This is a genomic window from Streptomyces sp. NPDC018000, assembly GCF_044328025.1.
Lineage (GTDB): Bacteria > Actinomycetota > Actinomycetes > Streptomycetales > Streptomycetaceae > Streptomyces.
Genome location: NZ_JBIRGM010000016.1, coordinates 64547 through 78803 on the forward strand (window position 1 = coordinate 64547; position 14257 = coordinate 78803).

The window sequence follows — 14257 nt, forward strand, 5'->3', positions numbered from 1 at the left end:
GTCGACGGGGCGCAGCCGGTTCATCCGCCGGTCGGTGAGGACGTCCGGGCGGGGGCCGAGGACGAAGTGGGCGGGGGCAGCACGACGCAGGGCGTATGGCCGCCGAGCCCGGGGCGGTCCCAAGCACGTTCGAGGGCGTCGGTGACGCAGTCGGCGTAAGCAGTGTCGTTTCGGCGATGAAATCGCTGGACCGTACGGGTGAGTTCATGGCTACGGGTCTGTCGCAGACGCGCGCAGACTGCGTAAATCCGAGGTTGTGATCAAGAACCTCGTGTGGCGCGGCCTCCCCGCGCTCACCCTCGCAGCCCTGCCCGTCCTGGCCGCCGTTCCTGCCGCTGACGCCGTGGAGAGCAGCCGTACCGTCCAGAGCACGCAGCCCCGAGAGGCCCTGCGGAGCGACTCCCACTTCTACCCCCGTGCCACCCTCGGCAAGAACCAGGCATGGACCTCCGGCAACGGCCGCACCATCCTGCGTGTTCAGAGCGACGGCAACGTCGTCGTCTACAAGGACAACCGTCCCGCCTGGCAGGCCCCGAACGTCTACCCCAACGCCGACCACCTCGTCATGCAGGAGGACGGCAACTTCGTGATCTACAACAGGGCCGGCCAGGCCATCTGGGCCGCCGGAACCTGGCACAAGGGTCGATACCTCGCTGTCCAGGACGACGGAAACGTCGTCGTCTACAACAGCGCCAACCGGCCAGTTTGGGCCACCAACACCGGGGACTGAGCGACATTCCCATATACGACAAGGGCCCGGGCCAGTCGTCCGGGCCCTGCTTACTCCCGCATCGTTCGCTGCTCCCGCAGAAACAGCCGACTCCCCGTGACAGAACGACTGACGTTACGTGACCCGCGGAGCCGAAGCCCGAACCGGCCTCGCTGCATCCTCCCGTGCGGTACGGTCCCACTCGATGGCGCGTACGGGACAACCCTCACCCTGGGACTTCCGTGCGCTCCCACCATTCGTAGACAGGCAAGTTCCCCTCGGTTGTGTTCTGGTGACGTGTCGTCATCTTGAAGTGCTCGTATCCACCACGGAACGGGATCTTGAGGTCGAGCCCCGGCGTTGTGATGGAAACGATGCGCTCAGGGAGATCGTCGGGGCCGCCCTCAAGGACTGCTTTCATTGTGTTGGTCATGGCGGAAGTTTCCCCTGAGGCTGGTCCGGCTTCGCCATGACGCGCCGAAGGGCTCGCCGCCGTGTGTCCTGCCGGCATCCCGGCAGCGCGCCCGTGATTGTGGACATCACTCGATGCAGGACACGTGCCCAAGAAGGCGCGGAGACCCATGAGCCGAACCCCGCGGAGCTTGTGAAGCTGTGGTACGCGCTTTGCGCCGGAGATCTCCTGGATCGGATGTCCCTCGCCCGGTTCGACGCTTCCGCGCCGCCCCGTTACTTCGCATGATCGCGGCAGGCAACCTCGATTCCGGGCTGCTCGGAGCGCCGGGCTAAGGCGGTGGCCGCACCGGGCTCCCCGTGCCCGCGTCCGGTCAGGTGATCAATGAAGCCGTGCTGCGGTGCGCGGGGGCCCTCGGTAACACGCGGGCCAACGCCGGGCAGGCGCCGACTGTCGAGTGTTCACCGGGGACTGGAGGGGCAGGTGGGATCGTTCGTACGACCTGTCAGTCGTCTGTGTGGTTGCTGACGCAGCGGGTGCCTGGACTCCGGCGGAGCCGCCCTCCGACAGGCAGCCGGCTCGGCCGCCGGGGTGATGTCATGTGAAGTCGCGTTACCTATCCTGCCGCCGGGCATACTGCCGACCGTGGCGTGGAACCGATCCATGCATGACCGAAAGTGTGAGCCCTCGTATCTCGACGCCTCGGATCACCGTGCTGAAAGTACAGCCAGGCGATCCGCCCTTCCGCCTTGTGGAGATCGACGGGGAGGTCGTCAGTGCGGCAACATCGATGACGGACGTGCTCTCCACCGCCGCGGCCGCAGGCATCACGGTCCACGACCTCGACGACCCGGACGTGGTCCGGTGGGTGGGCGGCGGCAAGTTCACCTGGACGCTGCACTGAGGGCTGTCCCGTAATCCGTGGTGGATCAGCGCGCGGCGTCAGGTGTGGTGCATCGCAAGGCGGAGGGACGCCCGAATACTGGATGTATTCGGGCGTTCCGACAACGCGGCGAGGATGGGGCCTCCCCTGCTCGAGCGCAGTCGAGAGCTTGGGGAAGCGGCTGTCGTCGTGCGCCCACCAGGGATTACGGGACAGCCCTTAGGCAGTTGCCATGCGCGGGCCGGGTGTCACATGGCCGTGACGACGTGGCCGGCGGCCATGGTGATCCGGTCACGAGTGGTGGAGTCCCCGGGCTGATGCATCGCCCTGCAGGAGTGCCGGACCGCACTCGTGGCCGTTGTGCTCTTCAAGCTCCTTCGCCGTCGGGGAAAATCTCTTGGCGCGCACAGACGCATCAGAAGCCGCTTTATCAGGCATGCCTCGAACAGAACCAGGCCGGGATGCCGTGTTGGCGTCCAGAAAAACGGCGTAACGGCGACGCTCTGAGTAAGTGAAAGGCTACTCTTTGTCAGCTCGTGATTGATCGTCAGCATACGAGGGGACTCCTGAATGAACCGCATGCGTAACGTACTTGCTGTGCTCGGCATTACTGCTGGGCTGGTCACGGCCCCTGCCGCGAGCGCATCGGCGAAACCGGGGGACCGGACGCCTGCATCCGAAGCCCGGCACGAGCCCTGTACAGGTGAGTTCCGCGGCGATGCCCGGCTGGGCCCCAAGTGGCTTCCGAACAGGCGACTGGCCCCCGTAGGCCCGCTTCTGAACGGGTACAAGCGCACCGGAGCCCTGTCCCCGCAGGCATTCCTCAAGAAGTACTGGGAAGGTCCCGCCGACTCCGGCGGCTGGAAGTATCCGCCCAACGACGGCTTCGGTCAGGTCAACGGCCAGATCGACAAGGAACCGACCAAGCTGCGCCCGGGCCAGCGTCTGGACCGCTTCGGTTCTGAATACGGCAGCTACCTGGCGCCCGCTGGTGACACGTACGCAGAGCGCGCGCTGCCACCGCAGAACCTCAACACCCGTGAAGCGGCGATCGCTTGCGACTACCGTTTTTACAAGGTGACCAAGCCGTTCTGGGTGTGGCAGGGCAGTATCGCCCCGTGGTTCGAGCAGCCGGGGGGCGGCCAGCAGATCAAGCTCGACGCGGTCTTCGTCGACCCGGGCCAGGGACAGCGGCTGAACGTCAAATGGCTGCTGGAGCACAACTACCTCACGTCCACCGGCGCGTAGCTTCAGCGTGGAACGCCAGGAACTGCACGCGGCGCTGAACGAGGCAGGAGTAGCCGACAGCTGCTACCGCATCGAGGGCGTTCATGAACCGGTCCCCACCCCCACGGACTTTCTGTTCTTGCGGCAGGCGTCCGACGGGGTGTGGGAGACCGGTGTGTACGAACGGGGTACGTACGAAGTCATCGCCCGCCACCCCAGCGAACAGGTCGCCTGCGCGCATCTGCTCCACCTGCTCCTCTGAAGGAGTGTGTTCGCCCCGGGCGGCGCGTGTATCCAGTTGTGGTCGGTGCGTCCGGGATCGGCGTTGATGCTCCTATTGGCAGTCAAGGAGTGCCCAGAACCTGAAGGTGGCCAGGTCAGGTTTGGTAGGGATACAGGGCGACGCTCTCCGATCCGACGCTGATCTCTACCCAGGATTCGTCCAGGCTGCTGGGAATTGGTGATGCCAGATCGAGCAGTACGGGCCAGTGGCCCATCTGGAGATAGGCGGCGCCGTCGTCGGTCAGGTGGAGGAGACCACGCATGATCACCCGGTCGCCTTCCTGGCGGAGTTCGGGCTCGACGGAAAAGGTCGAACGGGCGTTCTGGCCCCAGTGGATGTCCTCGTCGACGGTCCATTCAGCGAGGTGTCGGCCATCGGCTTCTCGTGGAGCACCGCCCCAGAGCACCACGGCGGACCCGATGGGGGTGTGAACCCGAACCGTCATGTGGTGCTGCGGGGTATGCGGCAGGCTCTCCGTGCGTACGAACATCGCCTCATCATCCATGACGCCACGTCTCAGGATCGAGGAGTCGTCTGGTCGGCGAGATCAAGCGGCGGTGAGCCAGTCCCGGTAGGCGCCTGCGAGGTCGTCGTCGCGGCGTGTGCCGCGTTCGATGCAGGAGATCACCGCCGGCCACCGTCGCCGAAGTGCTCGGCGACGGTGGTGAGGGTGAAGTTCTTGGCCCGGCGTGCCGGCCGCAGGTCGGAGACGTCGGGGACCGTGGCCGGTGTGGTGAGGTAGCGGAAGATCCCCCGGGCGATCGCCCGCGGGAGCAGGCGGATGATCTCCTTCTTCGTGCGTCCGGCGGCGGTCTGCCGGGTGACGTAGTCGCGGGTGCGGGCGTCGCTGGGCGTGCGGTAGAGGGCGATGAGGTAGAGGGCGGCGTCGGCTCCGAGGCCTCCGCCGCGGGAGGCGGTGGCGGTTGGTCCTGCCGCTGGAGTCGGGCACGGGACCGCGCAGGGCCGCGAAGCATGCTTCGGTGCGCAGGCGGTCGGGGTTTCCTCCGGCTGTGACCAGGAGTTGGGCGGCGGTGTCGGGGCCGACGCCGTGGGCAGCGCGGACAGAACAGTCGCAGGACAGCCCAGCAGGACGTCAGTCAGACCCTGAGCCACGACCACCGGAACCCGCTACGCGTATCAATGTCAGTGGTCGCAAGTATGTTCAGTCGTGTCCCGCCGCTGCGGTGCGGAAGTTCCATGGTGCATAGGAGATGGCGCGTTGTCAGACTGGGAGAGGTCGAGCACGGCACGGGTGATAGCACCCGCACGGCCGCGCAAGCTTGCCAAGGTCCCGTTCGTCGAGCTGGCCGACGGACGCTTGCAGGGCGTGGTGTCCAGCGGCTCGGACATCGAGCGGGTCTATGTCTCGTCGGTTGCGGCCGGTACTTACGCGTTCGCTTGCAGCACCAACAACAACCGGCCCTGCGGCGGTGCACGGGGCTCGTTCTGCAATCACATCCGAGCCCTGATCAATGAGGCGGGTCTGCAGTACGGCGCCGAGCGGGTCGCCCGCTACCTGAGGGTCGAGATCGTGGACGGGGAGCCCAACGCGCAGACCATCGCCGCCGACATGAGCAGCACTCGTCCATCACAGGGGGACACCAAGGCTGCCGCGCCGGTCTTCAGCCGGTTCCTGCGTCACCTGGCCTACCTGGAACTTGCCCCGACCACCACACCGTTGCCGGAGATGCAGTGGTTCCCACCGACCAGGGCGGTGGCGTGATGCGCGTCGACCTGCTCAGCGAAACCATCGCCGGGCTCGATGAAGCCCTGACGGCCGTCGACGCCTTTGACCGGGCTCTCGTCGCCGGCCTGCTCCGTCCCCAACCGGCCCAGGCCGCCGGCCTGACAGAACTCGCCCGCGCCGTCGCGGGGACGCCGCTGGCCGACAGGGTCGCCAAGGCAGCCGAGAAGGCGGCGGACGGAGCCGCGAACGAAGACCACTTCGTCGCCCTCGCCGCTGCCCGTACTGCACTGCTCGGCTCTGTCCACGACGCACTGATGACCCGAGTCGAGGAGGCGACCGGCCGGTCCCGCAGCGAGGAGGCCGTCCCGGCGTCCGGTGGGCAGCAAGCGGCGAACCTGCTCGCCGCCGCCCGCTCCTGGCTGTCGGATCTGGCACGCTCCGGGTGGCAGGGCATCGACCACGACGTGGTCTCCGGGTCGGCGCAAGTCGTCTCCGCCATGCTCCCGGACCCGGCCCTGCGCCGCCTGGCAACGCTCCTCGACGGCTTCTCCGCCGAACTCGCCGCATCCTGCCCGGGCGCTGCCCTGGAGCGCATCCCGGCACGCCGCTGGGCCGACCTGTGGTCGCGTGCGATGCTGCTGACGCTGCCCGGTGCGGCCGACGTGCCCGTGACCGGTACGGCCACCGGCCGCCTGCTGCCCCTCGGCGTCGACGTGCAGGAACACGCGACCGCCGCACAGGCCCAGGTCCACGCGGTGTTCGAGCCCGCGGACGGTGCCGCTCCCCGCCTGGTGCGTGCCGCCGTGTCGCTGCCGAAGCCCGACACGGTCGTCGGAGCCGGCGTCTGGCAGCTGCTCCGCCCGCACATGTCGCTGCTGGCGGCCGTCAGCGAGGGCCGCTCCATGGACCTGGCCGGCATGCCGGTCACCGCCGAGGGCGACCTGGTCTGGAGCGACGAGCACGCACGCCCGAGCGAACCGGCCGACGCCTTCGCTACTGCCCGCGTCGCCCTGCCCACTGCCACCGACGCGGCGACCGCACCCCTGGACCGGCACCCGACGCGCATCGCCGTACCCGTGTTCCTGGAGGGCTACGCCGCCCAGAATGACGACGACGTACTGACGTTCACCGTCGCCGGACACTCTCTCGCTGTCGACACCGACCGCATTCCGACCGCCGGACCGCTCACCCCCGACGCCGTCGCCGCGTCCGGCGCGTGCATCGGGCTGCTCCGCTGGGACGCCGGGACATTTCGCGTCCAGCCCCTGGCCGTCGAGACGACCGTACGGAAGAAGGCCGTCGCGATCCACGCCGGGGGATGGGCCGGGGGCACGACCGATAAGGCCGGCGTCAAGGCCGAGAAAGCCGCCACCGACGCCGTGGCTGTGCTGCGGGAGCGCGCGGGGAGGCTGTTGCGGAAATGACGGAGCAAACGACCGAACAATCGGCCGAACACGCGACCCCACAGAATCCCGGGGGCGACCCGCACGACAGCCGTCGTCAGGTCCTGTACTGGCGGCTCCTCGCCCGCCTCTTCGACCACGAAGAGCAGGCCACGCTGGAATCGGCGAGCCTCGCCGTCGTGGAGGACATCGGCCTGCCGTCCGCACTGCTGGACCCGCAGGCCTCCGTCGACTCGATCGTGCAGCGCCACCCGGAGCTGGCCGCCGAGCTCGACGGCCTGATGGCGCCCGAGCCCGACGACGACGGTACATGCGACCGGGCCGGCGAAGTGCGCCGCGCGGCGCTGGTGTCGAAGGTGCTGCTCAACGTCTTCGCCTCCGGCACCGGCACGGTCACCGCCGGACAACTGGCGCGCTGGCAGTCCGACGCGGGCTGGCTGGAGCGTGCGCTGGGCTGCAGGCCCGGCGAGCTGCGCGGTGCCCGCGCCGGCCGTGGGGCCGGGGGAGGGACCGCAGGACCGGGCCTCAGCCCGACCGGCACCGGCAAGCCGGGCACGACGCCCGATCTCAGCAGGCTGATTCCGGCGATCGGCCCGGAACTCGGCGCCATCGAGGCCGACCTCGTCAAGCGCATGCACCTGCGCGAGGTACTGGCCGACCCCAAGCTTGCCGCTCAGCTGACCCCGAGTATGTCGCTGATCGAACAACTGCTGCGGGACAAGAACAACCTCTCGGGCGTGGCCCTGGCCAACGCCAAGGCCCTGATCCGCCGATTCGTCGACGAGGTCGCCGAAGTGCTGCGCACCCAGGTGGAAAAAGCCACGGTAGGCGCCCTGGACCACTCCGTCCCGCCGAAGCGGGTGTTCCGCAACCTCGACCTCGAACGCACGATCTGGAAGAACCTCACCAACTGGAGCACGGAAGAGGAGCGGCTGTACGTCGACCGCCTCTACTACCGGCACACCACCCGCAGGACGACGCCCCAGCGGCTGATCGTCGTCGTGGACCAGTCGGGCTCGATGGTCGACTCGATGGTGAACTGCACCATCCTGGCGTCGATCTTCGCCGGGCTGCCGAAGGTGGACGTCCACCTGATCGCGTACGACACGCGTGCCATCGACCTGACGCCCTGGGTGAACGACCCGTTCGAGGCCCTGCTACGCACCAACCTCGGTGGCGGCAACGACGGCCCCGTCGCGATGGCCATGGCCCGTCCGAAGATCACCGGCCCCAAAGACACTGTGATGGTGTGGATCTCGGACTTCTACGAGTTCGACCGCTCCCAGCCGCTGTTCGAGGGCATCGAGGCCGTCCACCGGTCCGGGGTGAAGTTCATCCCCGTCGGTTCGGTCACCAGCTCCGGCCGCCAGGAGGTCAACCCCTGGTTCCGTGAACGTTTCAAGGCCCTCGGCACACCGGTGCTCTCCGGCCACATCCGCAAGCTTGTCCACGAACTCAAGATGTTCCTCGCTTAGAAAGGCCCTGTCATGTCAGACCTGTTGCGCGCCCCTGCCGAGATCAAGTACGCCGAGGAACTCGACTGGCTGGAGTCCATCGACGACAACCCCAAGCCCTTCTCCTGGCGCCTGTCCCCGAAGATGGTCTGCCTGTTCATTCTGGGATCCGAGCGCTCCGACGGCCTGGACCGGGAGATTTCGCAGAAGTGGTTCGGCGACCGCAGTTTCGTCGAGCGCTCCATCGTCACCCTGGCCTCCGACCGCGGCCTGCTGCTCATCGGCGACCCCGGCACCGGCAAGAGCTGGCTGGCCGAGCTGCTGTCCGCCGCTATCTGCCGCAACTCCACGCTGGTCGTGCAGGGCACGGCCGGTACCACCGAGGACCACATCAAGTACTCCTGGAACGTTTCCATGGTCATCGCCAAGGGCCAGTCGCGGGAGTCGATGATCCCCTCACCGATCATGACCGCGATGGAAGCCGGCGCGATCGGCCGTTTCGAGGAACTCACCCGCTCCACCAGCGATGTCCAGGACGCGCTGATCTCGATCCTGTCCGAGAAGTACATCTCGGTTCCCGAACTGGACAGCGACAACATCGTCTTCGCCAAGCCCGGCTTCTCGATCATCGCCACCGCCAACAGCCGCGACCGGGGCGTCAACGACCTGTCCTCAGCGCTCAAGCGGCGCTTCAACTTCGTCCGCATCCCGGTGATGACGAACAAGAAGAGCGAGGCGGAGATCGTCCGCTTCCGCACCGAGGAACTGCTGCGCCGCCACCGGATCGAGCTGGACGTGCCGCCGACGCTGCTCGACGTGCTGCTGCAGAGCTTCGCCGATCTGCGCGCCACCGCGGCCGCGGCCGGCAGCGACGACGAGAAGCTCGAGTCGGCGCTGTCCACCGCCGAACAGATCGGCGTCCTCGAGGACGCGGTCCTGCACAGCAACTTTTTCGGCGAGCGTGCCCTGACCGCCCACACGCTCGCCTCCTCGCTCATCGGGTCGCTGGCCCGGCGCGAGCCCGAGGACCTGGCCATCCTCAACAAGTACCTGCACGGCGTCGTCGAGCCGCGCAGCAAGGAAGAGGGCGGATCCTGGCCGGAGTTCCTGGAGGGCGGCCGCGACGCGATCGCCACCCTGTCATGAGCAGCACACACGAGGGGACCTTCGAGGCACTGCGCGCGCAGTTGCAGGAGGCCGCCGCGGCGTTCGCCGACGGACCCGACGCCCTGGAGGGCATTTTCCTCGGAATCGTCGACGACGTCGACCGCGCGGTGCGCGAGCCACTGGAGATCTTCCCCGTCTGCCACCACTCGCCCGCCTCGGCGATCGCGATGGCACGCCGTCTTCGGGAGAAGCAGCCGAAGGTCGTGTACCTGGAGCTGTGCGAGGACATGGCACCGCTGCTGACCGAACTGCGCAACTGCAGGCTCCCGGTGGCGGTCCAGGCGTTCGCGACCGAGGTCGACGGCTTCCCGGCCGAGTGGTCTCCGCTGTCCGTGGTCGCACCGATCACCGAGGCCTCGGCCGAGTATCAGGCGATCGCCTACGCACTGGACACGCCGGGCGTCGAACTGGTCCTCGTCGACCGTTCCTCGGACCACGTCTTCCAGTGGGACGCGCGCAAAGAGCACTCCGCCGAGCCTGCCGATCCGGAGTCACCGCCCGCCGAGGAACAGGCCGCGCTGCACGGCGACGCGGTCGGCGTGGAGATCGGCGACCTGCGTCCGCGCTTCGCAGACCTGGAGGAACACCTGCTGCGTCATGGCAGGGTGCGGCACTGGTCGGAGTGGTGGCACCAGTACGTCGAACTGCCACTCGGCGACAGCGACCACGACACCTACCGCCAGGTCATGTTCCTGATCGGCAGTCTCTTCCGGCGCCTGGCCCCCGGCGACCGCCACCGGGTACGCGTGGACGAGGACCGTGAGCGCTACATGTGGGCCAGGATGCGCGAGCACCTGGCCGCGACCGGCACCGATCCTGCGGACTGCCTCTATGTCTGCGGCGCCTTCCACGCGGCCGGCCGTGTCGAGGAGTTCGGTGTCCACGGCACCGACACCTTCGAGATCAGCCCGCGCAGTGCCACCAAGTGGCAGCACGGCCTGATTCCTTCCAGCCACGCGGCGATCGAGGCGCAGTTCGGCCTTGCTGCCGGCTCGGTGTCGATCGCCGCGACAGTCTGGGCAAAGAACGTCAGGCGCACGCGCGTGGAGCCGTACCGCCTGGAAGGACAGGTGGGTGCGAAGAAGGCGAAGGCCAAGAAGACCGCAGCCGCGGCGTCTCCCGTACCGGCCGCCCCGCCCTCGGACAAGCTGACCGGCTTCCTGCAGCAACCGCCCGTCCTGGACCGGCTGGACGAGACGGAACTGCTCAGCTGGTCGGTGGAGATCGTGCGCGCCGCGCGCCGAGGTGGCTACCTCGCCTCCACCGCCGACGCCATCGCGGTTTTCGAGACGTCGATCCTGCTGGCCGGGATGCGTGACCGGGCCAAGCCCACGCCGTACGACTTCCAGGACGCGGCCGTCACCTGCATCGAGAAGGACACCGTGCCCGGCCGGCGCGACGTGCGCCGCCTCGTGGAGATCATGATGGGCGGAGATCGGGTCGGCCAGGTCGGCTACGACGCGCTGCCACCCCTGGCCCGCGACGTGCACGACCGGCTCGCGCCCCTGAACCTGAAGCTCCAGCAGCGCGGCGTGCAACGGGCGCTGCTGGACATCGCCTCCCAGCCGGAACTGGAGCGGTGTTCCGACCTGCTGTGGATGCTGCGCCGCCTGATGCCGCAGGGCGCCGCGCGGCCGATCATGGGAGAGCGAGGACTGGGGGAGCGGCCGATCCAGGAGTCGTGGGATCTGGCGCTGGGTACCCACCAGCGTGCGCTCATCGAGCTCGGCTACGAGGGCGTCAGCATCGAGCAGGTCCTGGAGCAGCGCCTGCGCCGCGCGGCGTACAGCCCGCACGCCACCGCGGCGACCGTTCTGGAAGCCGTCGAGGACGCGACGCTGTACCTGGGCAGCCGCCGCCTCGCCGACGAGCTGGGCACACGCGCCCTGGAGGTACTGTCGGCCGAACGCAGCGTCGACGGCGCACCGGACGTGCTGCGCCGGGTGCGGCGGCTGGTGGCGTACTACCGCACCAGCGAGCCGGTACTCCCGTCATGGATCGAGTCCTTCGTCAAGACCGGATACGCGCACTACTGCACGCTGTTGCCGACGGCGTTCACCGACGACGACGCCACCGTCCGCCAAGTGGCGGCGATGCTGGGCTTCCTGTTCAGCATGGAGAGTCTGGCGCTGTCGCTGGGCTGCGACCGGACCCAGCTGGAGCTGGCTCTCGCCCAGTCGCATCCGCAGGACCCGCCGAAGACGGCGCTGCTGTGGGCGGCTCAGGTGCAGCTCGGGCGCCTCTCCCGTGCGGATCTTCGGGCGAGGTGCGACGAACTGCTCGGCAACCCCTTGGTGGTGCCCGCCTATCCGCGCTACCTCAGCGGCTTCGTACACGCCCTGGAGCCCGTCCCCGGCCTCGCCGACTTTGTTGTCGAGGCAGTGTCGAACGCGTTCGGAAGGTTGCCGGACCCGGTGCTCCTGCCGTGGCTGCCGACTCTGATCACCACCCTGCGATCGGGCGGGGCCGAGCTGGCCCCGCTGCTGATCCGTGAAGCCGGGCGGATTTTCCCCGGCCGGCTCGCAGCGCTGGACGAGTGGGTGCCGCCGTGGCGGGCGCAGCCGGAGCCGGAAGCTGTGCATCCGGCGCGGCGCGCGGACGGCAGCCGCGCTTGCACGCTGCTCGTTGCCCACCCCGCGGCGTGCGACGCGGTGGCGAGCCTGCTGGGCTGCGACGGGACATGGACGGCGGATCCCTGCCCGCCAGGCGCGGCACTGGCCGGTCGCCATCCGGATACGGCTGTGGCGCTGGAGGTGCTGCTGGCCGGCGCATGACGCCGGCGGAGTGGCAGCCCACGCAGGCTGATTTGCCGTCGGCGGCGACCGGTGCCGCAGGCGCTCCGACGCTCCCCGGCAAGCGGGCCCGGGGTCCGGCCGCAGCCGGGCCGGGTCCGCGATCAACTGCGGGGCGGCGAAAGCCGTTACGCCCACCCGGCCGGCCAGGGCTCGGGGTTCGGGGCGTGCCCGGTAGATCGTCATCCGGCGGTGGGTGGCGGGGTGCGGTGTGCAACCGCACCCGGAGGTCGAAGGAACTCGTCCGGAGCTGGTGCGTGCAGTGGGCGTCCGCTGCTCGGCACATGGGCTCATCGACGCGTTGGGCCGTGCGCTAGGCTTCCGCCGGATCGGCCCTCAATTCGGGCACGTTCACTGTTCACCCATCGGCATGGGCACCCTCGGCCGGCCAGGATCAGCGTCTCCTCGACGAACAGGAATTCCACCCGGAGACCTCCCGGCGGTTGGTCTCAACGCCTGATCCGCGATCGCCTCCGAAACGTCCTTTGAAGCGATCGGCGCCTTACGGAACTGCCGGTGCCGCGTAGTCCACGGGCAGGAGCAGCGGAGGTGCCTTGCTGCAACCATGTGGCACGCAGGCGCATCTCTAGTGTGAAGATCGAATGGTTCGGGAAGCGGGAGAACGATGAACAGGCCGTTGCGGCATATAGCCGTCTTCTGTGGGCTGCTGGTGCTGGCCTTGCTGCTCCGGGCGAACTGGCTCCAGTACTTCAAGAGCGAATCTCTCGCCACCGACGAGCACAATCGCCGGGTGAAGATCGCTCAGTTCGCCACCCCGCGCGGCGACATCATCGTGGGCGGTGAACCGATTACCGGTTCGAAGGCGGTCTCCGGCTCGGACTTCAAGTACCAGCGGACCTTCAAGCAAGGCGCGATGTACGCTCCGGTGACCGGCTACGCCTCACAGGCGCAGGGCATGTCCCTGCTGGAGAAGACGTACGACAGCGTGCTCAGCGGCCAGGACGACCGGTTCGCATTCCGGCACGCCAAAGACATTCTCACCGGCGAGCAGCGCCGCGGCGGCGATGTGATCACCACGATCGACCCGAAGGCGCAGAAGGCGGGCTACAAAGGGCTGACCGATCTCGGTGCCCGCGGCGCGGTCGTCGCCCTCGACCCGCGCACCGGCAAGGTCCTTGCGCTGGTCTCCACCCCTTCCTACGACCCGTCCGTCTTCGCCGGGAATTCGTTCAAGGAGGGCGACCGGTTCCAGGATCTCGTCGACGACAAGAGCAAGCCCCTGGCCAACCGCCCGCTGCGCGAGACCTTCCCGCCCGGCTCCACCTTCAAGATCCTCACGGCGGCCGCTGCTCTCGAGAACGGCGTTGTCACCGACGTCGACGCGGCGTCCGACGCCGTCTCCCCGTACCCACTGCCGCTCTCCTCGAACAAGATCGGCAGTGAGGCCGGCGACGCGGTCTGCAACAAGGCGTCCATGAAGACCGCCATGCAGTACTCCTGCAACAACGTCTTCCTCGACGCGGCCTCCAAGGTCGGCGCGGACAAGATGCGCGAGACGGCGGAGAAGTTCGGCTTCAACGCCGATGTCTACTCCGACGAGTTCGGCGACATGCTCGCCACCAAGAGCCTCTACCCGAGCCAGCTGGACAAGCCCGGGACCGCGCTGACGGGCATGGGCCAGGGCAGCCTCACCAGCACCCCGATGCAGATGGCCATGGTGACCGCAGCACTCGCCAACGACGGCAAGCTGATGCAGCCGTACATCGTCGAAGAGCTGCGCGGCCCCGATCTGTCGACCCTGGAGAAGCACGAGCCGAAACTCAAGAGCCAGGCTGTCTCCGAGGAGACAGCGAAGAAGGTCCAGGAAATGATGGAGTTCACCGCCAAGGAGGGCAGTGCCCAGCGGGCCCTGATCGACGGCGTCACGGTCGGTGGCAAGACCGGCACGGCGCAGCGCGGTGTGAACGTGAAGGACGAGGTGCCGTACGGCTGGTTCGTCTCGTACGGCAAGAAGGCCGACGGCGCGTCGGTGGCGGTCGCGGTCTTCATCGACCCGACGGACATGAACATCTCCCGCTCGGACATCTCGGGCGGACGGCTGGGCGGACCGATCGCGAAGCGTGTGATGGAAGCAGTCCTGGGAAGCTGAGGGGATCAGCTCACTCGACGAGTCTGCGGCCCGGTCCGCAGGCCGGCCCGAGGGGCGGTCGCGGTGTTGTGTCCCCAGGCATGGGACTGCACCTTCGGGGGCAGGGCGTCGGCGGAGGCGTTGGCGAGCG

At 68.2% G+C, this 14257-nt stretch carries 13 protein-coding genes; 10 read left to right on the top strand and 3 right to left on the bottom strand.

Annotated elements, in window-relative coordinates; all coding sequences use genetic code 11:
- Positions 1-256 precede the first annotated feature (256 nt).
- Positions 257-730, top strand: coding sequence for a hypothetical protein (locus ACH4EW_RS25740; protein WP_398260703.1), 474 nt, complete (start codon positions 257-259; stop codon positions 728-730).
- A gap of 205 nt (positions 731-935) precedes the next feature.
- Here ACH4EW_RS25740 and ACH4EW_RS25745 read toward each other — a convergent pair whose 3' ends face one another.
- Positions 936-1142 carry a DUF5988 family protein gene (locus ACH4EW_RS25745; RefSeq protein ID WP_398260705.1) on the bottom strand — a complete coding sequence of 69 codons (207 nt, stop codon included), beginning with the start codon at positions 1140-1142 and terminating at the stop codon, positions 936-938.
- A 646-nt stretch (positions 1143-1788) separates the two neighbouring features.
- Between ACH4EW_RS25745 and ACH4EW_RS25750 the strand changes: the two genes are divergently transcribed.
- From ACH4EW_RS25750 to ACH4EW_RS25760, 3 genes are all read left to right on the top strand, one after another.
- On the top strand, positions 1789-2025 hold the full coding sequence (locus tag ACH4EW_RS25750; protein ID WP_398260707.1) for a hypothetical protein: 237 nt from the start codon (positions 1789-1791) through the stop codon (positions 2023-2025).
- 549 nt (positions 2026-2574) lie between these two features.
- Positions 2575-3252 carry a TNT domain-containing protein gene (locus ACH4EW_RS25755; RefSeq protein ID WP_398260709.1) on the top strand — a complete coding sequence of 226 codons (678 nt, stop codon included), beginning with the start codon at positions 2575-2577 and terminating at the stop codon, positions 3250-3252.
- Between the two features lie 7 nt (positions 3253-3259).
- Positions 3260-3493: a hypothetical protein gene (locus tag ACH4EW_RS25760; RefSeq protein WP_398260711.1), complete on the top strand. Its 234-nt coding sequence runs from the start codon at positions 3260-3262 to the stop codon at positions 3491-3493.
- A 115-nt stretch (positions 3494-3608) separates the two neighbouring features.
- Here ACH4EW_RS25760 and ACH4EW_RS25765 read toward each other — a convergent pair whose 3' ends face one another.
- Positions 3609-4004, bottom strand: a complete 396-nt coding sequence (locus ACH4EW_RS25765) for a hypothetical protein (RefSeq protein ID WP_398260713.1) — start codon at positions 4002-4004, stop codon at positions 3609-3611.
- A gap of 57 nt (positions 4005-4061) precedes the next feature.
- Positions 4062-4595 (bottom strand): transposase, encoded by a 534-nt coding sequence (locus ACH4EW_RS25770; RefSeq protein WP_398260761.1) that lies wholly within the window; start codon positions 4593-4595, stop codon positions 4062-4064.
- Positions 4596-4733: 138 nt separating this feature from the next.
- Between ACH4EW_RS25770 and ACH4EW_RS25775 the strand changes: the two genes are divergently transcribed.
- The 6 genes from ACH4EW_RS25775 (at position 4734) to ACH4EW_RS25800 (ending at position 14127) form a co-directional block, all read left to right on the top strand.
- On the top strand, positions 4734-5237 hold the full coding sequence (locus ACH4EW_RS25775; protein ID WP_398260715.1) for a hypothetical protein: 504 nt from the start codon (positions 4734-4736) through the stop codon (positions 5235-5237).
- Positions 5207-6625: a hypothetical protein gene (locus ACH4EW_RS25780; protein ID WP_398260717.1), complete on the top strand. Its 1419-nt coding sequence runs from the start codon at positions 5207-5209 to the stop codon at positions 6623-6625. Before ACH4EW_RS25775 ends, ACH4EW_RS25780 begins: the two co-directional genes overlap by 31 nt.
- Complete coding sequence (locus ACH4EW_RS25785; protein WP_398260719.1) at positions 6622-8079, top strand: VWA domain-containing protein; 1458 nt, start codon at positions 6622-6624, stop codon at positions 8077-8079. The genes ACH4EW_RS25780 and ACH4EW_RS25785 overlap by 4 nt, the downstream gene beginning before the upstream one ends.
- Positions 8080-8091: 12 nt before the next feature.
- Positions 8092-9204 (top strand): AAA family ATPase, encoded by a 1113-nt coding sequence (locus ACH4EW_RS25790; RefSeq protein ID WP_398260721.1) that lies wholly within the window; start codon positions 8092-8094, stop codon positions 9202-9204.
- A complete protein-coding gene (locus ACH4EW_RS25795) occupies positions 9201-11999 on the top strand; it encodes a hypothetical protein (protein WP_398260723.1) in 2799 nt (932 codons plus the stop codon). The genes ACH4EW_RS25790 and ACH4EW_RS25795 overlap by 4 nt, the downstream gene beginning before the upstream one ends.
- Before the next feature lie 643 nt (positions 12000-12642).
- Complete coding sequence (locus tag ACH4EW_RS25800) at positions 12643-14127, top strand: peptidoglycan D,D-transpeptidase FtsI family protein (RefSeq protein ID WP_398260725.1); 1485 nt, start codon at positions 12643-12645, stop codon at positions 14125-14127.
- Positions 14128-14257: the final 130 nt, after the last annotated feature.

Excerpts from the sequence above, each read along its gene's own strand:
- ACH4EW_RS25745 (WP_398260705.1), bottom strand. The coding sequence starts at position 1,142 with ATGACCAACACAATGAAAGCAGTCCTTGAGGGCGGCCCCGACGATCTC.
- ACH4EW_RS25750 (WP_398260707.1), top strand. The coding sequence starts at position 1,789 with ATGACCGAAAGTGTGAGCCCTCGTATCTCGACGCCTCGGATCACCGTG.
- ACH4EW_RS25755 (WP_398260709.1), top strand. The coding sequence starts at position 2,575 with ATGAACCGCATGCGTAACGTACTTGCTGTGCTCGGCATTACTGCTGGG.
- ACH4EW_RS25765 (WP_398260713.1), bottom strand. The coding sequence starts at position 4,004 with ATGTTCGTACGCACGGAGAGCCTGCCGCATACCCCGCAGCACCACATG.
- ACH4EW_RS25785 (WP_398260719.1), top strand. The coding sequence starts at position 6,622 with ATGACGGAGCAAACGACCGAACAATCGGCCGAACACGCGACCCCACAG.
- ACH4EW_RS25790 (WP_398260721.1), top strand. The coding sequence starts at position 8,092 with ATGTCAGACCTGTTGCGCGCCCCTGCCGAGATCAAGTACGCCGAGGAA.
- ACH4EW_RS25795 (WP_398260723.1), top strand. The coding sequence starts at position 9,201 with ATGAGCAGCACACACGAGGGGACCTTCGAGGCACTGCGCGCGCAGTTG.
- ACH4EW_RS25800 (WP_398260725.1), top strand. The coding sequence starts at position 12,643 with ATGAACAGGCCGTTGCGGCATATAGCCGTCTTCTGTGGGCTGCTGGTG.